This window comes from Streptomyces amakusaensis (assembly GCF_039532665.1).
Taxonomy (GTDB): Bacteria; Actinomycetota; Actinomycetes; order Streptomycetales; family Streptomycetaceae; genus Streptomyces; species Streptomyces amakusaensis.
The window spans coordinates 63,312-87,905 of record NZ_BAAASB010000006.1; the positions used below are offsets into that span (position 1 = coordinate 63,312).

At 68.5% G+C, this 24,594-nt stretch carries 19 protein-coding genes; 9 read left to right on the forward strand and 10 right to left on the reverse strand.

Annotation, left to right across the window (positions count from 1 at the left end; translation table 11 throughout):
• Positions 1-71: 71 nt before the first annotated feature.
• The 3 genes from ABD371_RS12395 to dnaB form a co-directional block, all read right to left on the reverse strand.
• A complete protein-coding gene (locus ABD371_RS12395; protein ID WP_344475944.1) occupies positions 72-1,469 on the reverse strand; it encodes a serine hydrolase domain-containing protein in 1,398 nt (465 codons plus the stop codon).
• A 129-nt stretch (positions 1,470-1,598) separates the two neighbouring features.
• Positions 1,599-1,814, reverse strand: coding sequence for a DUF6243 family protein (locus ABD371_RS12400; RefSeq protein WP_344475947.1), 216 nt, complete (start codon positions 1,812-1,814; stop codon positions 1,599-1,601).
• A 92-nt stretch (positions 1,815-1,906) separates the two neighbouring features.
• Positions 1,907-3,373: a replicative DNA helicase gene (gene dnaB / locus ABD371_RS12405; RefSeq protein ID WP_190121421.1), complete on the reverse strand. Its 1,467-nt coding sequence runs from the start codon at positions 3,371-3,373 to the stop codon at positions 1,907-1,909.
• Positions 3,374-3,815: 442 nt separating this feature from the next.
• Between dnaB and ABD371_RS12410 the strand changes: the two genes are divergently transcribed.
• Positions 3,816-5,153, forward strand: a complete 1,338-nt coding sequence (locus ABD371_RS12410; RefSeq protein WP_344475949.1) for an MATE family efflux transporter — start codon at positions 3,816-3,818, stop codon at positions 5,151-5,153.
• A 118-nt stretch (positions 5,154-5,271) separates the two neighbouring features.
• Here the strand turns inward: ABD371_RS12410 and rplI are convergent, their stop codons facing one another.
• The 4 genes from rplI to rpsF all read right to left on the reverse strand — a co-directional run bounded on the left by rplI (position 5,272) and on the right by rpsF (position 6,994).
• Complete coding sequence (gene rplI, locus ABD371_RS12415) at positions 5,272-5,718, reverse strand: 50S ribosomal protein L9 (protein WP_190121268.1); 447 nt, start codon at positions 5,716-5,718, stop codon at positions 5,272-5,274.
• A gap of 17 nt (positions 5,719-5,735) precedes the next feature.
• Positions 5,736-5,972, reverse strand: coding sequence for a 30S ribosomal protein S18 (gene rpsR / locus ABD371_RS12420; RefSeq protein WP_003956534.1), 237 nt, complete (start codon positions 5,970-5,972; stop codon positions 5,736-5,738).
• A 57-nt stretch (positions 5,973-6,029) separates the two neighbouring features.
• A complete protein-coding gene (locus ABD371_RS12425) occupies positions 6,030-6,629 on the reverse strand; it encodes a single-stranded DNA-binding protein (RefSeq protein WP_190121267.1) in 600 nt (199 codons plus the stop codon).
• Positions 6,630-6,703: 74 nt separating this feature from the next.
• Entirely contained in the window at positions 6,704-6,994 is a 291-nt protein-coding gene (gene rpsF, locus ABD371_RS12430; protein ID WP_006604399.1) for a 30S ribosomal protein S6, read from the reverse strand.
• Positions 6,995-7,273: 279 nt separating this feature from the next.
• Between rpsF and ABD371_RS12435 the strand changes: the two genes are divergently transcribed.
• From ABD371_RS12435 to ABD371_RS12445, 3 genes are all read left to right on the forward strand, one after another.
• Positions 7,274-7,582: a hypothetical protein gene (locus ABD371_RS12435; RefSeq protein WP_190121266.1), complete on the forward strand. Its 309-nt coding sequence runs from the start codon at positions 7,274-7,276 to the stop codon at positions 7,580-7,582.
• A 132-nt stretch (positions 7,583-7,714) separates the two neighbouring features.
• Entirely contained in the window at positions 7,715-8,833 is a 1,119-nt protein-coding gene (locus ABD371_RS12440; RefSeq protein ID WP_344475955.1) for a lipid II:glycine glycyltransferase FemX, read from the forward strand.
• Positions 8,834-8,907: 74 nt separating this feature from the next.
• Positions 8,908-9,945, forward strand: coding sequence for an alanine racemase (locus tag ABD371_RS12445; RefSeq protein WP_344475957.1), 1,038 nt, complete (start codon positions 8,908-8,910; stop codon positions 9,943-9,945).
• 36 nt (positions 9,946-9,981) lie between these two features.
• Here the strand turns inward: ABD371_RS12445 and ABD371_RS12450 are convergent, their stop codons facing one another.
• Complete coding sequence (locus ABD371_RS12450; protein WP_344475959.1) at positions 9,982-11,505, reverse strand: glycosyltransferase family 87 protein; 1,524 nt, start codon at positions 11,503-11,505, stop codon at positions 9,982-9,984.
• 153 nt (positions 11,506-11,658) lie between these two features.
• Positions 11,659-14,478 (reverse strand): transglycosylase domain-containing protein, encoded by a 2,820-nt coding sequence (locus tag ABD371_RS12455; protein WP_344475961.1) that lies wholly within the window; start codon positions 14,476-14,478, stop codon positions 11,659-11,661.
• 359 nt (positions 14,479-14,837) lie between these two features.
• On the opposite strand from ABD371_RS12455, the gene ABD371_RS12460 reads away from it, so the two are divergent.
• The 3 genes from ABD371_RS12460 to ABD371_RS12470 all read left to right on the forward strand — a co-directional run bounded on the left by ABD371_RS12460 (position 14,838) and on the right by ABD371_RS12470 (position 18,059).
• On the forward strand, positions 14,838-15,554 hold the full coding sequence (locus tag ABD371_RS12460) for a PadR family transcriptional regulator (protein ID WP_344475964.1): 717 nt from the start codon (positions 14,838-14,840) through the stop codon (positions 15,552-15,554).
• Between the two features lie 51 nt (positions 15,555-15,605).
• Positions 15,606-16,688: an inositol-3-phosphate synthase gene (locus ABD371_RS12465; protein ID WP_344475966.1), complete on the forward strand. Its 1,083-nt coding sequence runs from the start codon at positions 15,606-15,608 to the stop codon at positions 16,686-16,688.
• A 102-nt stretch (positions 16,689-16,790) separates the two neighbouring features.
• Positions 16,791-18,059, forward strand: coding sequence for an MFS transporter (locus ABD371_RS12470; RefSeq protein WP_344475968.1), 1,269 nt, complete (start codon positions 16,791-16,793; stop codon positions 18,057-18,059).
• A 96-nt stretch (positions 18,060-18,155) separates the two neighbouring features.
• Here the strand turns inward: ABD371_RS12470 and ABD371_RS12475 are convergent, their stop codons facing one another.
• Complete coding sequence (locus tag ABD371_RS12475; protein ID WP_344475970.1) at positions 18,156-19,604, reverse strand: CCA tRNA nucleotidyltransferase; 1,449 nt, start codon at positions 19,602-19,604, stop codon at positions 18,156-18,158.
• Between the two features lie 226 nt (positions 19,605-19,830).
• On the opposite strand from ABD371_RS12475, the gene ABD371_RS12480 reads away from it, so the two are divergent.
• The gene (locus tag ABD371_RS12480) at positions 19,831-22,197 is read left to right on the forward strand and encodes a DUF6049 family protein (RefSeq protein WP_344475972.1); all 2,367 of its coding nucleotides are present in this window, start codon (positions 19,831-19,833) and stop codon (positions 22,195-22,197) included.
• A gap of 45 nt (positions 22,198-22,242) precedes the next feature.
• Positions 22,243-24,579 (forward strand): murein biosynthesis integral membrane protein MurJ, encoded by a 2,337-nt coding sequence (murJ, locus tag ABD371_RS12485; protein ID WP_344475974.1) that lies wholly within the window; start codon positions 22,243-22,245, stop codon positions 24,577-24,579.
• Positions 24,580-24,594 lie beyond the last annotated feature (15 nt).

The window sequence follows — 24,594 nt, forward strand, 5'->3', positions numbered from 1 at the left end:
GTCTCCGATCCACGGCGACCCGGCACGCGGTATCCGGCACGGGCTGTTTCACGTGAAACATCGCCCGTGTCTCACGGCTGGAGCCCGCGCCATCCCTCACTGTCGACGCCGCCGGGAACACCCGCGTCCGGCTCATAGGGCTGCCGCGTGAACACGAACGAGCCCAGATCCAGGTGCTGGACCGAGCCGTCCTCCCGGCGCACCACGCGCAGCGTCTCCCCTGCGAAATAGCCGTCCTGGCCGGTCCAGACGCCGTCCTGCCCGCCCTGCCCGTCCTGCCCGGCGACGAAGCCCGAGCCCCGGCCGCCGCCGCCGAGTGGCCGGAGCTCCAGACCCCGGTCGGCACAGAGCCTCAGCACAAAGGAGTGGGTTCCCCAGTACCAGGAGCCGGTGAGGGCGAGCAGCTCCTGATCGATCTCGGGCAGCGGACGCCACGGCTCGGGGATACGCGGCTCGGCCTCGGCCACGATCCGAACGAGATCGGCCGCCACAAGGCTGGGGAACGGACCGGAAGTGGCATTGGTGAGCACGGCCGCGGCGACCCCGTCCTCCACGCTCACCCAGAGGCCCGCGAGGAATCCCGGCAGCGAGCCGCCGTGGCCGACGAGGGTGCGCCCGCCGCTCCGTACGATCTGCACGCCCAGACCGTAGGTGGCCTCCCACTCCCCGGCCTCGGCGGGAACCGAGGGCGTCCGCATCTCCCTGACCGACTCGGCGCGGAGCACCCGTTCGTCTCCCTCCGCGAGGAAGAGCGCGAACCGGCAGAGATCCCCGACGGTCGACCAGAGCTGGCCGGCCGGAGCCATCAGCCCGAGATCCTGAGAAGGCTCGGGGATCAGCACATCGGCCCAGGGGTGCACCGCCCAGCCCTCGGCGCTGGGGCTCTGCGGCTCCACGCTCGTACGGTTCAGGGCGAGTGGCTCAAGGATCTCGTTCCGCAGGACGTTCTCCCAGGTGTCGCCGCGCACCGCGGACACCAGAGAGCCGAGGAGCGTGTATCCGGGGTTGGAGTAGTGGTGACGGCGGCCGACGGGGTGCATACGCGTCTGCTCGCCCAGGACGTCGGCGAGTTCGGGCCGCAGCGTTCCCGGGGTCCGCTCCCACCAGGGCGCGGGGGACTCCGCGCTCAGCCCGGCGCTGTGACCGAGCAGCTGGGCGATCGTCGCCTCCCCCACCCCGGTCCCGGGAAGGTGCTTCTCCAGCGGATCGCCGAGGTCGAGCAGCCCCTCGTCCCTCAGTCTCATCACCAGCACGGCCGTGAAGGTCTTGGTGATGGAGCCGATCCGGTACTGAGTGTCCGCGGCCCGGGTCTCCTCCGCCGAAGGGCGGGCCCCGGACCACACCGTCCCTCCCTCCCGCGCCACTCCGGCGACGAGCGAGGGCGTGCGTCCCTCCGACTGGGCGGTGGCGACGCGATGCAGCAGAGCGCGCTCCGTGGCCGGGAGCAGCGCTGTCAGAGGTGAAGTCATGATCCAGGTCTACCGGACTCCCCGGGCCGCGTCGATCTTCCCCTGCCGCCCGGCACGGCAGCGGGGCCCGGACCGCGCCTCGCGGTCCGGGCCCCGCCCCCTACGGTGCCGCCTCGCGGCAGCGGTGGGTCAGCTCTGCGCGGTGTCGTCGCCCGCCTGCCCGGCGGCCTCGGCCGCAGCCGCCTTCTCACGCATCTTGCGCAGCAGCTCCGCCTTCTGGTCGGCCGCACCCTGGCGGTCGAGGTTGCGGTGCGGACCGTTGTTCTGCCGCTCGGCGCGGGACAGCCTCTTGCGCTGGCCACCGCCCATGCCCACGGGGTTGTTGATGTTCTTGCTCACGGTCACGGGTTCTCCCGGTAATGAGGTGAAGTGATCTACGGATGCATCGGTGGGGGACGGCCGGCGACGTCGAAGGACGTCGTCCCATGCCCGCTCGGTCAGGTCTGCGCCATGTCCACAAAGCGTGAGTAGTGGCCCTGGAACGCCACCGTGATCGTCGCCGTGGGTCCGTTACGGTGCTTGGCGACGATCAGGTCCGCCTCGCCCGCGCGGGGAGACTCCTTCTCGTACGCGTCCTCGCGGTGCAGCAGGATGACCATGTCGGCGTCCTGCTCGATGGAGCCGGACTCACGCAGGTCGGAGACCATCGGCTTCTTGTCCGTGCGCTGCTCGGGTCCACGGTTCAGCTGGGAGAGCGCGATCACGGGGACCTCCAGCTCCTTGGCGAGCAGCTTGAGGTTTCGGGACATGTCCGAGACCTCCTGCTGGCGGCTCTCGGCGCGCTTCGAGCCGCCGGACTGCATCAGCTGGAGATAGTCGATGACGACGAGCTTGAGGTTGTTGCGCTGCTTCAGCCGACGGCACTTGGCCCGGATCTCCATCATCGAGAGGTTCGGCGAGTCGTCGATGTAGAGCGGGGCCTGCGAGACGTCGGGCATGCGTCGGGCGAGCCGGGTCCAGTCCTCGTCGGTCATGGTGCCGGAGCGCATGTGGTGCAGTGCCACCCGGGCCTCGGCGGAGAGCAGGCGCATCGCGATCTCGTTGCGCCCCATCTCCAGCGAGAAGATCACGCTGGGGAGGTTGTTCTTGATCGAGCAGGCACGGGCGAAGTCCAGCGCGAGCGTCGACTTTCCCATCGCGGGACGGGCCGCGATGACGATCATCTGGCCGGGGTGCAGACCGTTGGTCAGCGAGTCGAAGTCCGTGAAGCCGGTGGGGACACCGGTCATCTCACCGCTGCGGGAGCCGATGGCCTCGATCTCGTCGAGCGCGCCCTCCATGATCTCGCCGAGCGGCAGATAGTCCTCGCTGGTGCGCTGCTCGGTGACGGCGTAGATCTCGGCCTGGGCGGAGTTGACGATCTCGTCGACGTCGCCGTCGGCCGCATAGCCCATCTGCGTGATCTTGGTGCCGGCCTCCACCAGCCGCCGGAGCACCGCCCGTTCATGGACGATCTCCGCGTAGTACGAGGCGTTGGCCGCGGTCGGCACGGACTGGACGAGCGTATGGAGGTAGGGCGCTCCGCCGACCCGGGTGATCTCGCCGCGCTTGACCAGCTCGGCGGCGACGGTGATGGGGTCGGCCGGCTCGCCCTTGGCGTAGAGGTCGAGGATGGCCGTGTAGACCGTCTCATGGGCCGGCCGGTAGAAGTCATGGCCCTTGATGATCTCCACGACGTCGGCGATCGCGTCCTTGGAGAGGAGCATGCCGCCCAGCACCGACTGCTCGGCGTCCAGATCCTGGGGCGGCACCCGCTCGAAGCCGGGGGAGCCGCCCTCCCAGCCTCCGCTGTCGCCGCCGCGCTCCTGCTGATCGTCCCGGCCGCCGCGCTGGCCGTTACGGCGCTGGCGGGAGACGGGCAGGCGATCACCGGGGCCGCCGTCGGCCGCCCACGGGTCGTCCAAGGGCTCGGAAATGCTCAACCGGGCCACCTCCTACCGTCCGCTCAGCGGACCTCGCCGTGCCCCTCTTTCTACGGCACGGCACTGACAAATTGAGTGGCCCAACTCCGCTTCCGGCGCGTCGGGCGACGGTCCACGGTAGGCCCCCCGGCACCGTCAGCCAATCTGGTTATCCACAGGCCATGTGGACGAGCGACCAGATGCTGTGGAGAACCTGCCGGAACCTGTGCACGGACCGGGGGACAGCACTGTGGACAAAATCATGCTCGACTCATCATGCAGCCTCTGACCTGCATGTTTTCCATCCACTGGCTGTGGGGGAGAAAAACTTTCCCGACCGGGCCAAGATCAGAACAAACGGCGCACACGCGAGCCGCCACCAACGCCCAATGTAAGAGTCACTGACGTATTGCATCTCTTACCTGTGGAAGATTACATTGAGCGCATGACCCAGGCTCCCGCGACACCCAAGGCGCTCCGGCGACGCCATGACCGAGAGATCATCGCCATCGCCGTCCCGGCCTTCGCGGCGCTCGTCGCCGAGCCGCTCTTCCTGATGGTCGACAGCGCCATCGTCGGCCATCTCGGCACGCCCCAACTCGCGGGTCTCGCCATCGCCGCCGCCTTCCTGATGACGGCCGTGAGCATCTTCGTCTTCCTCGCCTACGCGACCACCGCGGCCGTGGCCCGGCGCGTCGGCGCGGGCGACCTTCCCGCCGCCATCCGCCAGGGAATGGACGGCATCTGGCTGGCGATCATCCTGGGCACGATCGTCACCGCCCTCACCCTTCCCTCCGCCCCCTGGCTCATCGACGTCTTCGGGGCCTCCGACACCGCCGCCCCCCACGCCATCACCTATCTGCGGATCTCCAGCCTCGGCATACCCGCCATGCTGATCGTCCTCGCCGCGACCGGTGTGCTGCGCGGCCTCCAGGACACCCGGACACCGCTCTATGTGGCCATCGGTGGCTTCACCGCGAACGCCGTCCTCAACGCGCTTCTCGTCTACGGAGCCGGATTCGGCGTCGCCGGCTCCGCCTGGGGCACGGTCATCGCCCAGTACGCCATGGCCGCCGCCTATCTGATCGTGGTCGTGCGGGGAGCCCGCCGGCACCACGCGTCCCTGCGCCCCGACGCGGCGGGCATCAGAGCCAGCGCCCAGGCAGGTGTCCCTCTGCTGGTCCGCACACTCTCCCTGCGGGCCATTCTGATGATCGCGACCGCCATAGCGGCCCGGATGGGGGACGCCGAGGTCGCCGCCCAGCAGATCGCCCTCTCCCTGTGGAGCCTGATGGCATTCGCCCTCGACGCGATAGCCATAGCCGGGCAGACGATCATCGGAAGGTATCTGGGAGCCGGCGACGCCCAGGGGGCGCGGCAGGTCTGCCGCCGTATGGTCCAGTGGGGTATCGCCTCCGGGGTGGCGCTGGGCCTTCTGCTGGTGGCCACCCGTTCCCTCTTCGTCCCGCTGTTCACCGGCGACTCGGCCGTCCATGACGTGCTGCTGCCGGCCCTGCTGGTCGTCGCGCTGACCCAGCCCATCGCCGGAGTCGTCTTCGTTCTGGACGGTGTGCTGATGGGAGCGGGCGACGGTCCCTATCTGGCGGGAGCGATGCTGGTGACACTGGCGATCTTCACACCCGTGGCCCTGCTCATCCCGCTCTTCGGGGGTGGACTGACCGCGCTGTGGTGGGCCATGGCGCTGATGATGACGGTCCGGATGGCGACCCTGTGGCTGCGGACCCGTTCCGGCCGCTGGATCGTCACGGGCGCCACTCGCTGAGCGACTCCTGCCATCGGGCCCGAGTGTGTTTCACGTGAAACACAGCCGGGCCGCGGCGGAGAAAGAGAAGGGCCGCACCCATCGGGTGCGGCCCTTCCCACATCAGTCACGCACGCACTCAGGCGGCGATGACCTCGATGCCGAGCTTCGCGGCAACCTCGGGGTGCAGACGCACGGACACCTGGTGCGAGCCCAGGGTCTTGATCGGCGCACCGAGCTCAACGCGACGCTTGTCGACCTCCGGGCCACCCGCGGACTTGATCGCCGTGGCGATGTCGGCCGGGGTGACGGAGCCGAAGAGACGGCCGGCGTCGCCGGAGCGAACAGCCAGACGCACCTTGACGGCCTCGAGCTTGGCCTTGACCTCGTTGGCCTGCTCGATGGTCGCAATCTCGTGGATCTTGCGGGCGCGGCGGATCTGCGCCACGTCCTTCTCGCCGCCCTTGGTCCAGCGGATCGCGAAACCACGCGGGACCAGGTAGTTGCGGGCGTAGCCGTCCTTGACGTCGACTACGTCGCCGGCGGCACCGAGGCCAGTGACCTCGTGAGTGAGGATGATCTTCATGTTTCGGTCACCCTCCCTTAGCGCGCGGTGGACGTGTAGGGCAGCAGCGCCATCTCACGGCTGTTCTTGACTGCCGTGGCGACGTCACGCTGGTGCTGCGTGCAGTTGCCGGTGACGCGGCGGGCACGGATCTTGCCGCGGTCGGAAATGAACTTCCGCAGCATGTTCGTGTCCTTGTAGTCCACGTACACGGTCTTGTCCTTGCAGAACGCGCAGACCTTTTTCTTTGGCTTGCGCACAGGCGGCTTCGCCATGGTGTTTCTCCTGTGTGATCAAGAAGTGGGGGCACGAGCACCCCTGGGGAGTGATCCCTAGAAGGGGGGCTCGTCCGAGTAGCCGCCGCCGGAAGCACCGCCGGAGGAACCGCCGGAGCTTCCGCCCCAGCTGCCTCCGCCGCCGCCCTGCTGACCGCCGGACGGCGCACTGCTGGCCCACGGGTCGTCGGCGGGAGCACCGCCGCCGGCCTGCTGGCCACCACCGGGGCCGCCGCCCCAGTTGCCGCCGCCCTGCTGCTGACCGCCGCCGTAGCCACCCTGGCCGCCGCGACCGGTGGTCTTGGTGACCTTGGCCGTGGCGTTCTTGAGGCTGGGGCCGACTTCCTCGACGTCCAGCTCGTAGACCGTGCGCTTGACGCCCTCGCGGTCCTCGTAGGACCGCTGCTTGAGCCGGCCCTGCACGACGACACGCATGCCGCGCTGGAGCGACTCGGCGACGTTCTCCGCCGCCTGACGCCAGACCGAGCAGGTCAGGAAGAGGCTTTCGCCGTCCTTCCACTCATTGGTCTGACGGTCAAAGGTGCGGGGAGTGGACGCGACACGGAACTTCGCGACCGCCGCACCGGACGGGGTGAAGCGCAGCTCGGGGTCGTCGACAAGATTGCCGACTACCGTGATGACGGTCTCGCCTGCCATTGGGTGAACCTCTCGGCGGGATTGCTTCTGGCTGCTTACTGCTACTCGAACCCGATGTCCGCTGAGCTAGATGCTCAGTGGGTCTCGGGACGGAGGACCTTGGTCCGGAGGACCGACTCATTCAGGTTCATCTGGCGGTCGAGCTCCTTGACGACCGCAGGCTCGGCCTGAAGGTCGATGACCGAGTAGATGCCCTCGGGCTTCTTCTTGATCTCGTAAGAGAGACGACGACGGCCCCAGGTGTCGACCTTCTCGACCTTTCCGTTGCCCTCACGGACGACGGAGAGGAAGTTCTCGATCAGCGGGGAGACAGCGCGCTCCTCGAGATCGGGGTCGAGGATGACCATCACTTCGTAGTGACGCATGTGGAACCCACCTCCTTTGGACTCAGCGGCCACGGTCGTTCCGTGGCAGGAGGGTCGTGATGCGTAGCAAGGGTGTCCGAGTCAATCAGCCGCCACTGACAGCGGCGGGCGACGGACTCTCGCCGGCTCTCGCCAGGACAGACACCAGTGCAGACCGTACAGCGTACCCGGAGAGGTGCTTCCGGTTGAAATCCGGAGCCCAGGGGGAACAATCTGTACACATCGGATGTGCGCGGCGCTACGATGCGCGGCGTTCCGATCAACGCCAGGAGGTGCCAGATGGCACAGGCAGTGCGACGTCAGACCTCCCTCTTCGCCACGGACGGCAAGCCTCACCCCCTCCAGGACACCCTGGTCGCGGTGACGCTGGTGCTGGGCGTCATCGCCTTCGTCTCGTCGTTGTTCCACCATCTGCATCTGCTCAGCTCATGGGCGGGGCTGGTGGGAATCCTCACCGGCGCGTACGGCCAGTTCATCTCCGTGACGACCCGCGAACGAACAGCGCTGATCATCGGTCTCGGCGCATCCGCGTTCGGCTTCTTCCTCGGGATGGCCCACGGCGGCCTCTTCGGCGGGGTCTTCGGCTGACCGCCGGGGCCTGTCCCGCGGCAGGCCCCAGGGCAGAGCGGCCATTTGGGGCGCTCCCCGGGCCCAGTAGGCTTCGGCGCGAGAGCCGGAGCCCCTGACCCATGGGGACACACCTGCCGAGGAGCGCCCCGCATGAGCCTGACCCTGAGGACCATCAGCCGAGAGCAGCATCTGGCTTACATCCAGTCACTGCCATCGGCAAGTCACTGCCAGGTCCCGGCGTGGGCTGATGTCAAGACGGAGTGGCGCTCGGAGAATCTGGGCTGGTTCGACAAGACGGGCCAGCTCGTCGGAGCGGGCCTGGTGCTGTACCGCCAGCTTCCCAAGATCAAGCGGTATCTGGCGTATCTGCCCGAGGGCCCGGTGATCAACTGGTACGCGCCCAACCTGGACGACTGGCTTCAGCCGATGCTCGCCCACCTGAAGCAGCAGGGCGCGTTCTCCGTGAAGATGGGCCCGCCGGTGGTCATCCGCCGCTGGGACGCGCCCGCGATCAAGTCCGGCATCCAGGACCCGGATGTGAAGCGGCTGAAGGACGTCGAGGCGACGCACATCGAGCCGCGCGCCTTCGAAGTGGCGGACCGGCTGCGGAAGATGGGCTGGCAGCAGAGCGAGGACGGCGGCGCCGGCTTCGGTGACGTCCAGCCCCGGTACGTGTACCAGGTGCCCCTGGCGAACCGCTCGCTCGACGATGTCCTCAAGGGCTTCAACCAGCTGTGGCGGCGGAACATCAAGAAGGCCGAGAAGGCCGGTGTCGAGGTGGTCCAGGGCGGCTACTACGACCTTGAGGAGTGGCAGCGGCTCTACGAGATCACCGCGATCCGCGACCGGTTCAGGCCCCGCCCGCTCTCGTACTTCCAGCGCATGTGGTCGGTCCTCAACACCGAGGACCCCAACCGGATGCGGCTGTACTTCGCGCGCCACAACGGAGTGAACCTGTCCGCCGCGACGATGCTCGTCGTCGGAGGGCATGTCTGGTACTCCTACGGCGCCTCCGACAACATCGGGCGTGAGGTCCGTCCCTCGAACGCGATGCAGTGGCGGATGCTGCGCGACGCGTACGCCATGGGCGCGACCTGTTACGACCTGCGCGGCATCAGCGACTCCCTCGACGAGACCGACCATCTCTTCGGTCTCATCCAGTTCAAGGTCGGTACGGGCGGAGAGGCCGTCGAGTACGTGGGCGAGTGGGACTTCCCGCTCAACAAGCTTCTCCACAAGGCGCTCGACATGTATATGTCGCGCCGCTGACGCACGCCGTAACCTCGTACATCTCGTACCCCTCTCAGACACATCGCTGCCATCAGAAAGGTTCCGGGCCGGCCATGGCGCTCTCCCTGTACGTCGACACCGCGCGCTGGCGGGCGCACCAGAAGTCCGTGATCGATTCCTTCCCCGGTCTGGTGCCGGTGTGCAAGGGGAACGGATACGGCTTCGGCCATGAGCGGCTCTCGGAGGAGGCCTCCCGCTTCGGCTCGGACATGCTGGCCGTGGGCACCACCTACGAGGCGGCCCGGATCAAGGACTGGTTCAGCGGCGATCTGCTCGTCCTGACGCCCTTCCGGCGGGGCGAGGAGCCCGTTCCGCTGCCCGACCGGGTGGTCCGTTCCGTCTCCTCGGTCGACGGGGTGCACGCGCTGGTGGGAGCCCGGGTCGTCATCGAGTGCATGAGCTCGATGAAGCGGCACGGCGTCTCCGAGCAGGATCTGGCCCAGCTGACGGGCGCGATCGACGATGTCCGGCTGGAGGGCTTCGCTCTCCATCTGCCCCTGGACCGCACGGACGGATCCGACGCGGTCGAGGAGGTCATCGCCTGGATGGACCGGCTGCGGGCGGCCCGGCTGCCGCTGCACACCATGTTCGTGAGCCATCTGCGCGCCGAGGACCTCGGCCGGCTCCAGCAGCAGTTCCCGCAGACCCGGTTCCGCGCCCGTATCGGCACCCGGCTGTGGCTCGGCGACCACGACTCGACCGAGTACCGCGGCAGCGTTCTCGATGTGACCCGGGTCTCCAAGGGGGACCGCTTCGGCTACCGCCAGCAGAAGGCCGCCTCCGACGGCTGGCTGGTCGTGGTCGCCGGCGGCACCTCCCACGGAGTGGGCCTGGAAGCCCCCAAGGCGCTGCACGGCGTGATGCCGCGTGCCAAGGGCGTCGCCCGCGCCGGTCTGGCCACCGTCAACCGCAACCTCTCGCCGTTCGTCTGGGCGGGCAAGCAGCGCTGGTTCGCCGAGCCGCCGCACATGCAGGTGTCGATCCTGTTCGTGCCCTCGGACGCGCAGGAGCCGAGGGTCGGCGACGAACTGGTGGCCCATCTGCGCCACACCACGACCCAGTTCGACCGGCTGGTGGACCGCCAGGGCTGAGGCCGAGGCGGGTCGCGGAATCCGCGACCCGCTCCCTCAGGGCCGCCCGCCCGACGGAGGCCGGTCGGCGGGCTCCTCCTCGGCGCTCCGGGCGGCTGTTCCCCACTGGGTCCTGGCCGCCGTGGCCGGGTGGTGGGGCGGGTTGTCCTTCCGCCCGGGCGCGAAGACGTCGTCGGCCCCGTCGAGCACTCCGCCCGACGGGTCGTCCGAGCCGTCCTGCCGTACGACGTCCCGGTCCGGCATCAGGATGTCGCGCACGACCACGGCGCACAGATAGAGCGTGCCCAGCAGATGCAGGGCGATCGCCACGTGGTAGCCCTCGGCCGGCAGTCCCTGGTGCTTCTCCCCGGTCGTGTACGCGAGGTACATCCAGATCCCGAGGAAGTACATCACCTCGCAGACCTGCCAGATCAGGAAGTCGCGCCACCGGGGCCGGGCCAGCGCGGCGAGCGGGATGAGCCACAGGACGTACTGGGGCGAGTAGACCTTGTTGGTGAGGATGAACGCGGCGACGATCAGAAAGGCGAGCTGCGCGAAGCGCGGCCTGCGCGGGGCGTACAGGGTGAGCGCCGCCATGCCCGCGAAGATCAGCACCATCAGCAGCATCGCGTAGTTGTTCGCCGTCTCCGGCTCGATCGCGGCGCTGAAGCGCTGGTTGAGGATCAGCCACACGGATCCGAAGTCGACCTGTCGCTCCTGGCTGAAGGTGTAGAACTTCCGCCATCCCTCGGGGGCCAGCAGCATCACCGGCAGATTCACCAGCAGCCAGGTGCTCGCGGCGGCGAAGGTCGCGGTGGCGAACTCGCGCCACTTGCCGGACCGCCAGCAGAGCAGGAAGAGCGGGGCCAGCAGAAGAACGGGATAGAGCTTGGCGGCGGTCGCCAGGCCGATGAGGACGCCGAAGGCCACCGACCTGCCCCGGGACCACATCAGCATCGCGGCGGCGGTGAGCGCCACGGCCAGCAGATCCCAGTTGATGGTGGCGGTGAGCGCGAAGGCGGGGGCCAGTGCCACCAGGAGGGCGTCCCAGGGGCGGTGGCGGTGGGTGCGGGTCACACAGACCGCGACGACCGCGGCGCAGATCATCAACATGCCCGCGTTGATCATCCAGTACGTCTGCTGCTGTTCCTGGATCGGTCCGCCGGACAGGTCGAGCCAGGCGGCGATCTGCATGAACAGCCCGGTCAGCACCGGGTACTCGAGGAAGGCCATGTCGCCGGGGAGCCGGTCGACGTACGGGATGAGCCCCTCGGAGAAGCCGCGCCCCACATAGAGATGCGGGATGTCGGAGTAGCAGGCGTGGGTGTACTGCGAGTTCGCGCCGCGGAACCAGGCCCAGTTGTAGCAGGGCATCTTCTGGACCATGCCCAGCGCGAACATGCCGATGGCCACCAGGGACACGACACGTACCGGCGTGAGACGGCCGCCGGGGGCGCGCAGGGCCCAGCGGCCGGCCGGGCCGCCGATCAGCTCGCTGCCGGACGCCGCGACGGGATCCCGCCGGGTGGGCCGTACGTCCGGCCGGTCCTCGTACACGATCGTCTCTTCCGCACTGGGCATGGTGCTCATCCTGCCGTACGGACGGGGGACGCCACGAGGGCCGCGGTTTCCGGCCGCCGGCCCGTGCATCAAGCACGGACCGGGCACACCGGACGCCGTGGCCCTCGGTTCCCGGCCGGAGCCGGGCGGGGTGCGCCGCCGTGGCGCCACGGGTCAGCCGAAGATGCCCACGCTGTCGTTCGCGCCACCACCCGGCTGCCCACCATCGGCACCGCCGTCGTTCGCGCCACCACCCGGCTGGCCACCGTCGGCACCGCCGTCGTTCGCGCCACCACCCGGCTGCCCACCATCGGCACCGCCGTCGTTCGCGCCACCACCCGGCTGCCCGCCATCGGCACCGCCGTCGTTCGCGCCACCACCCGGCTGCCCACCGTCGGCACCGCCGTCATCCTCGCCGCAGGACCATTCGTCCCAGGGACTGCAGGTCTGGGAGGGGGTCTGGGACGGAGTCTGCGAAGGCGTCTGGGAGGGGGTCTGGGACGGAGTCTGCGAAGGCGTCTGGGAGGGGGTCTGGGACGGAGTCTGCGAAGGCGTCATCGACGGAGTCGGGGTCGGGCTGCTGGCACCGCCGCCCCAGACCGCCTCACCGATGGGCTCGGCCTTCGGGAACTTCATCACCGGCGCGTTCTTGAGCGCGTCCGCCATGTAGCGCTGCCAGATCTCGGACGGGAACGAGGAGCCGTGGATCTTGTCCTGGCCGCCCGTGCCGAACATCTTGAGGAAGCCCCGGTTGGCGTTCTTCTCGTTGTCGTCCAGCCGGTACATGTCGATGGCGGTCGACAGCTGCGGGGTGTAGCCGACGAACCAGGCCGACTTGTTGCCGTCGGTGGTGCCGGTCTTGCCGGCGACATGACGGCCCGGGATGCGCGCGTTGCGGCCCGTGCCCTTCTTGTCCTCGACGACGTCCCTGAGCACATCGGTCACATTGTTGGCGATGTTCGCCGTGAAGGCCCCGACGGGCTCGTCCTTGTGCTTGAAGATCGTCGCGCCGCGCTTCTTGACCGAGGTGACGGAGTAGGGCTCCCGCTGTTCCCCCTCGGCCGCGAACGTCGCGTACGAGCTGGCCATGCGGATGGCGCTCGGGGTCGAGATGCCGATCGAGAACGACGGCACGTTCGACTTGTCGAGCGACTCGGGGAGCAGTCCCGAGTCCTCCGCCGCGCGCCGGACCTCGGAGATGCCGACGTCCATGCCGAGCTGCACAAAGGGCGAGTTGGCGGAGACGATCATGGCTTCTCGGAGATTGATGTCTATGTAGTCCTCGTCGCCGTCGTTGACCTGGAAGAGTTCCTCACCCTTCTCGTTCCGCCACACCGAGCCGTTGTAGTTCTTGATCCGGAGCTTGTTCTTACCGTTGTAAACGGTTTTGTCCGGGTTGATCTGTGTGCGCTGCTCCAGCGACTGCTCAATGCCCAGCCGCGGGTCACGGACGCCGTCGCGCATGGCGGCGGCCAGGACGAACGGCTTGAAGGTCGATCCGACCTGGGCGCCGGTCGTGTTGGCGTTGTTGGTGAAGTGCTTGGTCGCGTCCTCGCCGCCGTAGATCGCGACGATCTTGCCGGTCGCCGGCTCCACCGACGCGCCGCCGAACTGGACATGGGTGTCCGTCTTGGGGCGCTTCTTGGCGTCGATGTTCCGCTCGCGGACATCGGTGACCGCCGCCTCGAGCTTCTTGACCTTCTCCTTGTTGAAGGTCGTGTGGATCTCGTAACCGCCCTGGGCCAGCTTGGCGGCGTCTATGTCCCTGTCGTTGTTGGCGAGGAAGTTGGCCTTGGCCAGATCGACCAGATAGCCGATCTGCCCGCCGAGCTTCGCGCCCTTCTTCACCGGGTCCGGCATCGGGAATCCGGCCTTGACGAAGGAATCGCGCTTGGCGGCGTCCAGGTGCCCGTCCTTGACCATCTCGTCGAGGATCCAGCGCCAGCGCTTCGTCGCGCGGTCGTAGTTCTTCTCCTGGGTCGCGGCGGTGTTGATGTCGGTGGCACCCGCCGGGTCGTACCAGGTGGCGCCCTTCAGCAGCGAGGCGAGGACGGCGCACTCGCTGGCGTCCAGGTCCTCGGCGTCCTTCCCGTAGTACGTACGGGAAGCGGCCTGGATCCCGTACGCGCCGCGCCCGTAGTAGGAGGTGTTCAGATAGCCGGCCATGATCTCGGGCTTCTTCACATTGCTGTCGATCTTGATGGAGATGAACAGCTCCTTGAACTTGCGGCTCAAGGTCTGCGACTGGTCGCCGAGCCGCGCGTTCTTCACATACTGCTGGGTGATGGTGGAGCCGCCCTGGGTGTCCTGCCCCTTGGCCATGTTGAGCAGGGCCCGGCTGATGCCTCGCGGATCGATGCCCGAGTCGTTCCAGAAGGTCTTGTTCTCCGCCGAGATCACGGCGTTCTGCATGTCCTGAGGAATTTTGTTCAGGCCGATGTTCTGCCGGTTGACCTCACCGCCGGTGGCGGCCATCTGGGTACCGTCGTCCCAGAAGTAGACGTTGTTCTCGGCCTCCGCCATTTTATTGGGGTCGGGCACCCCCACCATCGCGTAGGCGATGGTGGCAGCGGTCATCAGACTGCCGAGAAAGCCCAGGCAGAGCCCGGTGACGAGCTTCCACGACGGAACCCAGCGACGCCAGCCGTACTTGCCGTCGCGCGGATAGTCGACCAGCCGCTTCTTGCCGGGCCGGCCGCCGCGGCCCTCGTGCCCACCACCGGGGCCACCGCGCCGGCCACCGCCGCGACCGCCGTGGCCGGCCCCCGCGCCCGCGCCCGGGTCGACCCGTCGTCGGCCGCCGCGCTGGGCGGCGCGGCGCGCTTCCGCCCGGCCGCTGTAGGACTGATCCTCGCTGTGCGACACGGAACCAAAACCCGTGCCGGTGTCTCTGGGCTGGCCCCCACGGCGGCCGGAGGGCTGCTGGGTGGCGCGTCTGGCGGCCGCACGCCCGCCACCTTGCGGCTGCGGCGGTTTGCGACGGTGCTCGCTCATCGAACGACTACTCCTCGGGCAGGCGAGACGCCTGGAAGCGGCAGGTGAGTTCCGGTCCCCCCGAAATGGATACGGACCAGTCCGGGAGAGGTCTCATCCGCTGTGCATCCACGGCGACGACGCCTCGCGGCGTCAATTGGTTCCCGGGGGTCTGCATCCGCACAGACTACGCAGGCTCGAAACTGCCCCAGGTCCGAAGTTCACCCCAAATCAGGCAAGTTGCTCACGACAAATTTACGATGTGACGCCGTTCACGATGCCCCCCCTTGTCGCAGCAGGAACACAGGCCTATCGTGCTGATGTATCGAGTCGATACATCAGCACGGCATAGGCGGCTGAGACGGCGAAGGAGGGCTGCGGTGAACAGACGCTCCGGCATCCTTGAGTTCGCCGTGCTCGGCCTGCTCCGCGAGGCCCCGATGCACGGGTATGAGCTGCGGAAACGGCTCAACACCTCACTGGGAATCTTTCGGGCCTTCAGTTACGGAACCCTCTATCCCTGTCTCAAGACGCTGGTCGCCAACGGCCGGCTGATCGAGGAGCCGGGGAGCGCTCCCGAGGACGCCCTCGCGGCTTCACTCGCAGGGCGGCGCGCCAAGATCGTCTACCGATTGACGGCGGAGGGGAAAGAACACTTCGAGGAGCTGCTCTCGCACACCGGTCCGGACAGCTGGGAGGACGAGCACTTCGCGGCTCGTTTCGCCTTCTTCGGACAGACGGAGCGCGAGGTGAGAATGCGGGTGCTGGAAGGCCGGCGCAGCCGGCTGGAGGAGCGTCTGGAGAAGATGCGCGCCTCCCTCGCCCGCACCCGGGAGCGCCTCGATGACTACACCCTTGAGCTTCAGCGGCACGGCATGGAGTCCGTGGAGCGCGAAGTGCGCTGGCTGAACGAGCTCATCGAGAGCGAGCGGGCGGGGCGGGATCAGCGACAGTCCGCCACCGACGGCTCTGCTCAGCAGGACAGCACATCTGGGCCGTCGGGCGGCCTGCCCCGGCACACGGGCGACGGATCCACCGGGAGCACTTCCTCCCGGCCCGCCACCCCGCCGGATCCGTCCGACGGCTCAGTCAACTGAAGTCCAGCGATCCGCAGGGCTTCATCCGAGATCACACAGGGAGCAACCGGAATGGGTTCGGTTCGCGTAGCCATCGTCGGCGTGGGCAACTGCGCCGCCTCGCTGGTGCAGGGCGTCGAGTACTACAAGGACGCCGACCCGGACGGCAAGGTGCCGGGTCTGATGCACGTCCAGTTCGGCGACTATCACGTCCGTGACATCGAGTTCGTGGCCGCCTTCGACGTGGACGCCAAGAAGGTCGGCCTCGACCTCTCGGACGCCATCGGCGCCAGCGAGAACAACACCATCAAGATCTGCGACGTGCCGAGCGCCGGTGTCACCGTGCAGCGCGGTCACACCCTCGACGGTCTGGGCAAGTACTACCGCGAGACGATCGAGGAGTCCCCGGAGGCCCCGGTCGACATCGTCCAGGTCCTCAAGGACAAGCAGGTGGACGTTCTGGTCTGCTACCTGCCCGTCGGTTCCGAAGACGCCGCGAAGTTCTACGCGCAGTGCGCCATCGACGCCAAGGTCGGCTTCGTCAACGCTCTGCCGGTCTTCATCGCCGGCACCAAGGAGTGGGCGGACAAGTTCACCGAGGCGGGCGTCCCGATCGTCGGTGACGACATCAAGTCGCAGGTCGGCGCGACCATCACGCACCGTGTGATGGCGAAGCTCTTCGAGGACCGGGGTGTCATCCTGGACCGCACGATGCAGCTGAACGTCGGCGGCAACATGGACTTCAAGAACATGCTGGAGCGGGACCGGCTGGAGTCCAAGAAGATCTCGAAGACGCAGGCCGTCACCTCGCAGATCCCCGACCGCGACCTGGGCGAGAAGAACGTCCACATCGGCCCGTCCGACTATGTCGCGTGGCTGGACGACCGCAAGTGGGCGTACGTCCGCCTTGAGGGCCGTGCCTTCGGTGACGTTCCGCTGAACCTGGAGTACAAGCTCGAGGTCTGGGACTCCCCGAACTCCGCCGGCGTCATCATCGACGCGGTCCGCGCGGCGAAGATCGCCAAGGACCGCGGCATCGGCGGCCCGATCCTGTCCGCGTCGTCGTACTTCATGAAGTCCCCGCCGGTGCAGTACTTCGACGACGAGGCTCGCAACCAGGTCGAGAAGTTCATCAAGGGCGAGGTCGAGCGCTAAGCATCCGACAGCGCGCCGGATTCCCGGCGTTCGGTCGATCGGCCGCGGAGGGTCCCCGGGTTGCCTGCCCGGGGGCCCTCCGCGTGTGTGACGCTTGATCGCATGCCTGCCGTGCGTGATCTGCGCGTACTCCTGCGCCTGACCGACTTTCGCCGACTGCTCGCGGTCCGGCTCCTCTCCCAGTCGGCCGACGGCGTCTATCAAGTCGCGCTCGCCACCTATGTGGTGTTCTCCCCGGAGAAGCAGACCTCACCGGCGGCCATCGCCTCCGCCATGGCCGTCCTGCTGCTGCCGTACTCCCTGATCGGCCCCTTCGCGGGGGTCTTGCTGGACCGCTGGGAGCGGCGGCAGGTCTTTCTGTACGGGAATCTGCTGCGGGCCGTCCTCGCGATCGGCACCGCGCTGCTGATCCTCGCCTCCGTGCCCGACTGGCTCTTCTATGTCTCGGCCCTCTCCGTCACCGCGGTCAACCGCTTTGTGCTGGCCGGCCTGTCGGCCGCGCTGCCCCGGGTCGTCGACCAGGAACGGCTCGTCATGGCCAACTCCCTCTCACCGACGGCCGGCACGCTGGCGGCGACCGCGGGCGGCGGGCTCGCCTTCGTGGTGCGGCTGGTGTCGGAGGACTCCGACGCGGCGGTCGTACTGCTCGGCGCCGGGCTCTATCTCTGCTCGGCGCTCGCCTCGCTCAGGATCGACCGCCGGCTGCTCGGGCCGGACACGACACCGGAGCATCCCCGGCTCATCGCCGCTGTCGCCTCCACCGCGCGCGGCATGGCCGACGGGCTGAGGCATCTGGGCGAGCGGCCGGCGGCGGCCCGGGTGCTGGTCGCGATGACTCTGATGCGCTTCAACTACGGGGCCCTGACCGTGATGGTCCTGATGCTCTGCCGCTATGCCTGGTACGAACGGGAGCAGGACGGCCTGGCACTGCTCGGGCTGGCCCTGGCCGTCTCCGGAGCCGGGTTCTTCGTGGCCGCCGTGGTGACCCCCTGGGCCATCGGACGGTTCGGCCGGTACGGCTGGCTGGTGCTCTGCGCGACGGCGGCCGCGGTGCTGGAACCCGCGCTCGGGCTGCCCTTCGCCCCGGTGCCGATACTGATCGCCGCGTTCGTCCTGGGGTTCATCACCCAAGGGTCGAAGATCACCACCGACACCGTCGTCCAGACCACGGTGGACGACGCCTATCGCGGACGGATCTTCTCCCTCTACGACGTGCTGTTCAATGTGGCGTTCGTGGGGGCGGCCGGCGTGGCGGCGCTGATCCTGCCTCCCGACGGACGCTCGGCGCAGCTGGTCGTGCTGGTGGCGCTGATCTACGCGGGGATCGCGGTCACCATGGCGCGGTGGCGTCGCACCAGCGATACGCGGTAACCACCGAGGGGGCGATGTTTCACGTGAAACATCGCCCCCTCGGCGCTTCCGCTGCTGTGTTTCACGTGAAACACGACAGCGGTTCGCGCTGGTGGATCACTGCGATTCCTGGGCCGCCCACCACTCCTTGAGCGCCGCGATCGCCGCGTCCCGCTCCATGGGGCCGTTCTCCAGGCGCAGCTCCAGCAGGAACGCGTACGCCTTGCCGATCACCGGGCCGGGACCCACGCCGAGGATCTCCTGGATCTGGTTGCCGTCCAGGTCGGGCCGGATGGCATCGAGCTCTTCCTGGTCCTGGAGCTGCGCGATCCGCTCCTCGAGCCCGTCGTAGGCCCGGGACAGGGCGCTCGCCTTGCGCTTGTTGCGGGTGGTGCAGTCCGACCGGGTCAGCTTGTGGAGCCGGGTCAGCAGGGGTCCCCCGTCACGCACATAGCGCCGTACGGCCGAGTCGGTCCACTCCCCGGTCCCGTAGCCATGGAACCGCAGGTGCAGCTCCACCAGCCGTGAGACGTCTTTGACCATCTCGTTGGAGTACTTGAGCGCGATCATGCGCTTCTTGGTCATCTTCGCGCCGACCACCTCGTGGTGGTGGAAGGAGACCCGGCCGTCCTTCTCGAACCGCCGTGTCTTCGGCTTGCCGATGTCGTGGAAGAGCGCGGCCAGCCTGAGCACCAGGTCCGGTCCGTCCTCCTCCAGGTCGATGGCCTGTTCCAGAACGGTCAGGGAGTGCTCGTACACATCCTTGTGCCGGTGGTGCTCGTCGCTCTCCAGGCGCAGCGCGGGCAGCTCGGGCAGCACATGCGCGGCGAGACCGGAGTCGGTGAGCAGCGCGAGGCCCTTGCGGGGGTGTGCGGAGAGGACCAGCTTGTTGAACTCTTCGCGGACCCGTTCGGCGGAGACGATCTCGATGCGCTCGGCCATGTCCTTCAGGGCGGCGACCACCTCGGGGGCCACCTCGAAGTCCAGCTGGGCGGCGAACCGGGCGGCCCGCATCATGCGCAGCGGATCGTCGGAGAAGGACTCCTCGGGGGTCCCCGGCGTCCGCAGCACCCGGGCGGCGAGATCCTCCAGCCCGTGGTGCGGGTCGATGAACTCCTTCTCCGGCAGGGCGACGGCCATCGCGTTGACGGTGAAGTCACGGCGGAGGAGATCCTGCTCGATGGAGTCGCCGTAGGAGACCTCGGGCTTGCGGGACGTCCTGTCGTACGCCTCCGAGCGGTAGGTGGTGACCTCGATCTGGTAGCCGCTCTTCTGTGCGCCGACCGTGCCGAAGGCGATACCCACGTCCCAGACCGAATCCGCCCATGGACGGATGATCTTCAAAACATCCTCGGGGCGGGCGTCCGTGGTGAAGTCCAGATCATTGCCGAGCCGGCCGAGCAGGGCGTCCCGGACCGATCCGCCGACCAGGGCGAGACTGAACCCGGCGTCCTGGAAGCGGCGCGCGAGATCATCGGCCACGGGCGCTACACGCAGTAGTTCCGCAACCGCACGGCGTTGCACCTGGCTCAGTGCGATGGGGCTGTCTTCATTGGCGTTCGGCACAACAGAAGAGGGTACGTGTCCCACAGGCCACGGCGTCCCGCTTTATCGACCGCCGCTCGGCCCTTCCCGCCGGACCACCGCAGCCCCGGCCCGGGACACGCCCGGCCGCCCCGGCGATCTTGTGAGGCGGTCCGCGGCACTTCGGCGCGCCGCACCTCGTTACCATGCGTGGACGCAATAGAGCGACAGCGACCAACGGCATCAGACGACGAGGACGGACGTGCGCGTGGCCGAGGCGGCAGACTTCCAGGAGACCTCCCCCTCTCCTGCCCGCCGGTGGCTGCGCCGTACAGCCTCCGCGCTCGTCGGCGTGCCGCTCATGGCCTGCCTGATCGGCGGCCCGGCGCAGGCCGCCCCCAAAGCGCCCTCGGGCTCGCGCACGGTGGATGTGTCGCTCACCACAGTCACGCCGTCCACCCCGCTGAAGGACGACAAGCTCACCATCACCGGCACCGTGGTGAACAAGGGCAGGCAGACGGTCAGCGACGCGGAGATCGACCTTCGGGTGGGTCCGCGGCTGATCGGCAGGACCGGTATCGACCGTGCCGCCCAGCGGACCGGCTACAACTCCGTGGCCGACGGCGCGCCCGTCGGCGACGAATTCACCGTGAAGCTGCCGAAGCTCGCCTCCGGCATCAGCCGGGACTTCTCGCTCACCGTCCCGGTCTCCGAGCTGGACCTCGGTGACGACGGTGTCTACCAGCTCGGCGTGTCCCTGACGGGGCGGACTCCGAGCGCTCAGTACGGGCAGGTGCTGGGGATCGAGCGGACCTTCCTTCCCTGGCAGCCCGAGGCGCTGGAGAAGAAGACCCGGCTCACCTATCTCTGGCCGTTGATCTCCACGACGCATCTCACCTCGGAGACGGGGTCGGACAAACAGCAGAGCCCGGTGTTCGAGGACGAGTCGCTGGCCGAGGAGCTGGCTCCGGAAGGCAGGCTCGGGCAGCTCGTCTCGCTCGGCCGGGGTCTTCCCGTCACCTGGGTGATAGATCCCGACCTGCTCTCCACCGTCAACGCGATGACGGAGGAGTACGAGGTCAAGCAGGGCGACGACACGGTCGCGGGGAAGAATCAGGACGTCGCCAAGCGGTGGCTGACCGATCTCCAGTCGGCGGTCAAGGGCCGCGAGGTGGTCGCGCTGCCGTTCGCCGACCCCGATCTGGCGTCTCTGGCACACCGGGGGAAGAACGTCCCCGGTTCGCTCAGCCATCTCCAGCAGGCCACCCAGGTCGCCGAGTCGACCGTGGAAACGATCATTCACGAGAAGCCGTCCACCGACTTCGCCTGGCCCGTGGACGGTGCGATCGACTCCTCGATCGTGGATGTCGCCACCTCGGCGGGGGCGGACAAGGTGATCGCCCGGAGCGACAGCCTGCGGGACGATCTGAACTACACGGCCAGCGCGGCCCGCCCGATCGGTGGCGGAACGACGGCCGTGGTCGCCGACGCCCGGCTCTCCAAGGCCTTCCAGGGCGACATGCTGAACACCGACACGTCGACTCTGGCGATCCAGAAGTTCCTCGCCCAGACGCTGGCGGTCACCCTTCAGAACACGGACAAGCAGCGGAGCCTGGTCGTCGCTCCCCAGCGGATGCCGACCGTGTCCCAGGCGCAGTCGATGGCCCGGGCCCTGGGCGGTCTGAAGGCCCAGCACTGGACCCAGCCGATGGATCTGGTCGCCGCTGCCGCCTTCAAGCCCGACACCAGCGCGAACACCCGGATCCCGTCGGCCTCGGAGTACCCTCGCGATCTGCGCGCGCGTGAACTGCCGGTCGAGGCGTTCCAGGACATCCGCAGGACACAGGAAGCCCTCGACAAGTTCACCGTCATCCTGACGCAGATGGACCGGGTGGAGACGCCCTTCGGCCGGGCCATCGACCGGGAGATGTCCACTTCCTGGCGGGGCCACCGCGCCGCCGCCGCGCAGTATCGCCAGAGCGTGCGGGAGAACCTCCAGGTCCTCACCGGAGAAGTACAGCTGATCAAGAAGTCGCAGATCACCTTGTCCGGGCAGAGCGCCACGATCCCGATCACCGTGCAGAACCGGCTGGTGCAGGATGTCGATCATCTGGTTCTGCGGCTCAGCTCGGACAACTCCTCCCGTCTGAGCCTGGACGACAAGAGCGTGGCCGAGCAGCCGATCACGGTGAAGGGCGGTCACAGCCAGTCCGTGAAGTTCGACGCTCTGGCGCATGTGAACGGCCAGGTGCGGATGACGGCCCAGCTCTACACCGAGGACAACAAGCCGTACGGCGAGCCCATGCGGTTCACCGTCAAGGTCTCCGAGATCACTCCCACGGTGATGCTCGTGATCGCGGGAGGTGTTCTGCTGCTCGTCCTGGCGGGTGTGCGGATGTACACCCAGCGCAAGCGGGCCTCCGCCCAGGAGCAGCCGGGGACGGACACGGACACCGGCACCGAACCCGGGAACGGCGCGGACGGCGAGAGCGGCGAGGACGGCCCCTCGAACGGAGTGCAGCCCTCCGGAGGGGACGCCGGCGGCTCGGATCCCGGGCAGCCGAGTGACCCGACACCGGACACCGGACCGGAAAGCGGCAAGCCATCGGCCCCAGGTGAGAAAGTGGACCGTTGAGCGATGTCGTGGCCGGCCGGCCCGGGACGATGAGGTGGGGTAGCAATGAACGCGCCGTACGACGGTGACCGCGGTCAGGGCGCGGGCACGGACCCGGCGGGCCAGGCTCCGCCCCAGCCCGCTTCCGACCCCGCCGCCCAGGATCCGTACGCGCAGGATCCGTACGCCCAGAATCCCTACCTCCAGGACCCGCAGGCGCACGACGCGTACCCGCAGGACGGCTACGTCCAGGACCCCCAGGCCCAGGACGCCTACCCGCTGGACCCCCGGGCCCTGGGGCAGCCCGCCCAGGAGCAGTACCCCCCGGATCCCTATCTGCAGGACGCCTACGCCCCGGACCCGTACCGGGCGCAGGATCTCTCCGCGCAGGACCCGGTGGCCGAGGCGCTCTACGACCGGGCCTCCCACCCGCCGCCGCCCCCGGGCACCTACCAGCAGCCGCCGCCGCTGTACCAGCAGCCGCCCGCGCCGCAGTACGCTCCCGACCCCCGGGTCTGGGCCCAGACGCCGCCGCCCGAGCCCGCCGGCCCCTCGCGCCATCTGCCGTACGGCGACGACGCCAGGACCACGCAGTACACCGGTGTCGACGAACTGGTCACCCGAGCCGGTGAGCCGGAGCGGGACCAGGGGCAGGGGCAGGACGCCTTCGCCCATCTCTTCCGGGACCAGCAGAACGCGGTGCAGACCGTGCCCGCACCCGCCACGGAACCCGCTCCCGCGCCTCCGCCGCCCCCCAAGAGCCCGGGCGGCCGGGCCTCCAGCGTGCTGAAGTCCAGCGCCGTCATGGCCGCGGGCACGATCGTCTCCCGGGTCACCGGCTTCCTGCGGACCCTGGTGATGGCCGCCGCCATCGGCGTCGGCACCCTCAACGACTCCTACCAGGTCGCCAACGTCCTGCCCACGATGATCTACGTGCTGGCCGGCGGCGGCGCCCTGAACGCCGTCTTCATCCCCCAGCTCGTCCGGGCCATGAAGAACGACAAGGACGGCGGCGAGGCCTACGCCAACCGTCTGCTGACCCTGGTCGTGGTGATGCTCGGAGGCGTCACCACCCTCTGTGTGCTGGCCGCGCCCCTGCTGATCCGGATGCTGTCGAACCCGATCGCCTCCGATCCGCAGCGGATGGAGGTCGCGGTCACCTTCGCCCAGTACTGCATCCCCACCCTGTTCTTCATGGGCGTCCACGTCGTACTCGGCCAGATCCTCAACGCCCGCGGCCGCTTCGGCGCGATGATGTGGACCCCCGTCCTCAACAACATCGTGATCATCGCGACCTTCGGCGCGTTCATCTGGGCGTTCGGCGGATTCACCGACACCAAGGTCGGGGAGTCGACCATCACGCCGGAGGGCGTGCGGCTACTCGCCATCGGCACCCTGCTCGGACTGGTCGTCCAGTCCCTGGCGATGATCCCGTATCTGCGGGACGCCGGCTTCAAGATGCGGCTGCGCTTCGACTGGAAGGGCCAGGGCCTGGGCAAGGCCCTCGGGCTCGCCAAGTGGACCTTCTTCTTCGTCCTCGCCAACCAGCTCGGGATGATCGTCGTCACCCAGCTCGCCACCTGGGCCGCGTCGGAGGCCGCCAAGGACGGCATCGACGGCGTCGGCATCACCGCGTACAACTACGCGCTGCTGCTGTGGCAGATGCCGCAGGCCATCATCACGGTCTCGGTGATGACCGCCGTACTGCCCAGGATCTCCCGGGCCGCCCACGACGACGACCCGGCCGCCGTGCGCGACGACATCTCCTACGGTCTGCGCACCTCGGCCGTCGCGATCGTGCCCTGCGCCTTCGCCTTCCTGGCGCTCGGCGTCCCCATGGCGACCCTGCTGTACGCCAGCTCGGGCGACGGAGCCCGGGGCATCGGATTCACTCTGATGGCCTTCGGCCTCGGCCTCATCCCGTACTCCGTGCAGTACATCGTGCTCCGCGGCTTCTACGCGTACGAGGACACCCGGACCCCCTTCTACAACACCGTCATCGTCGCCCTGGTCAACGCCGCGGCCTCCGTCGCCAGCTTCATGCTGCTCCCGGCGCGCTGGGCCGTCGTCGGCATGGCCGCGGGATACGGCCTCGCCTACATGGTCGGCGTCGGCATCGCCTGGCGCAGGCTGAAGAAGCTCCTCGGGGGCGACCTGGACGGCTCGCACGTCATGCGCACCTACGCCCGTCTCTGCATCGCCTCCGTCCCCGCCGCCGCCCTCGGCGGCGCGGCGGCCTACGCCATCCTCCAGGCCCTCGGCAGCGGCGCGCTCGGCTCCCTGGCAGCGCTCGTCGGCGGCGGAATCATCCTGCTGGGCGTTTTCTTCGTCGCCGCGAAGCGGATGCGCATCGCGGAGCTGAACTCCATCGTCGGCATGGTGCGCGGCCGCCTCGGACGCTAGCCCCGAAATTCGCAC

What these genes read in the sequence shown, in the direction of transcription:
- rplI (WP_190121268.1), bottom strand. Translation starts at nt 5,718, where the DNA reads ATGAAGATCATCCTCACTCACGAGGTCACTGGCCTCGGTGCCGCCGGC.
- ABD371_RS12455 (WP_344475961.1), bottom strand. Translation starts at nt 14,478, where the DNA reads ATGAGCGAGCACCGTCGCAAACCGCCGCAGCCGCAAGGTGGCGGGCGT.
- ABD371_RS12465 (WP_344475966.1), top strand. Translation starts at nt 15,606, where the DNA reads ATGGGTTCGGTTCGCGTAGCCATCGTCGGCGTGGGCAACTGCGCCGCC.
- ABD371_RS12425 (WP_190121267.1), bottom strand. Translation starts at nt 6,629, where the DNA reads ATGGCAGGCGAGACCGTCATCACGGTAGTCGGCAATCTTGTCGACGAC.
- ABD371_RS12470 (WP_344475968.1), top strand. Translation starts at nt 16,791, where the DNA reads ATGCCTGCCGTGCGTGATCTGCGCGTACTCCTGCGCCTGACCGACTTT.
- ABD371_RS12440 (WP_344475955.1), top strand. Translation starts at nt 7,715, where the DNA reads ATGAGCCTGACCCTGAGGACCATCAGCCGAGAGCAGCATCTGGCTTAC.
- ABD371_RS12395 (WP_344475944.1), bottom strand. Translation starts at nt 1,469, where the DNA reads ATGACTTCACCTCTGACAGCGCTGCTCCCGGCCACGGAGCGCGCTCTG.
- ABD371_RS12450 (WP_344475959.1), bottom strand. Translation starts at nt 11,505, where the DNA reads ATGCCCAGTGCGGAAGAGACGATCGTGTACGAGGACCGGCCGGACGTA.
- rpsF (WP_006604399.1), bottom strand. Translation starts at nt 6,994, where the DNA reads ATGCGTCACTACGAAGTGATGGTCATCCTCGACCCCGATCTCGAGGAG.
- ABD371_RS12445 (WP_344475957.1), top strand. Translation starts at nt 8,908, where the DNA reads ATGGCGCTCTCCCTGTACGTCGACACCGCGCGCTGGCGGGCGCACCAG.
- rpsR (WP_003956534.1), bottom strand. Translation starts at nt 5,972, where the DNA reads ATGGCGAAGCCGCCTGTGCGCAAGCCAAAGAAAAAGGTCTGCGCGTTC.
- ABD371_RS12435 (WP_190121266.1), top strand. Translation starts at nt 7,274, where the DNA reads ATGGCACAGGCAGTGCGACGTCAGACCTCCCTCTTCGCCACGGACGGC.
- murJ (WP_344475974.1), top strand. Translation starts at nt 22,243, where the DNA reads ATGAACGCGCCGTACGACGGTGACCGCGGTCAGGGCGCGGGCACGGAC.
- ABD371_RS12410 (WP_344475949.1), top strand. Translation starts at nt 3,816, where the DNA reads ATGACCCAGGCTCCCGCGACACCCAAGGCGCTCCGGCGACGCCATGAC.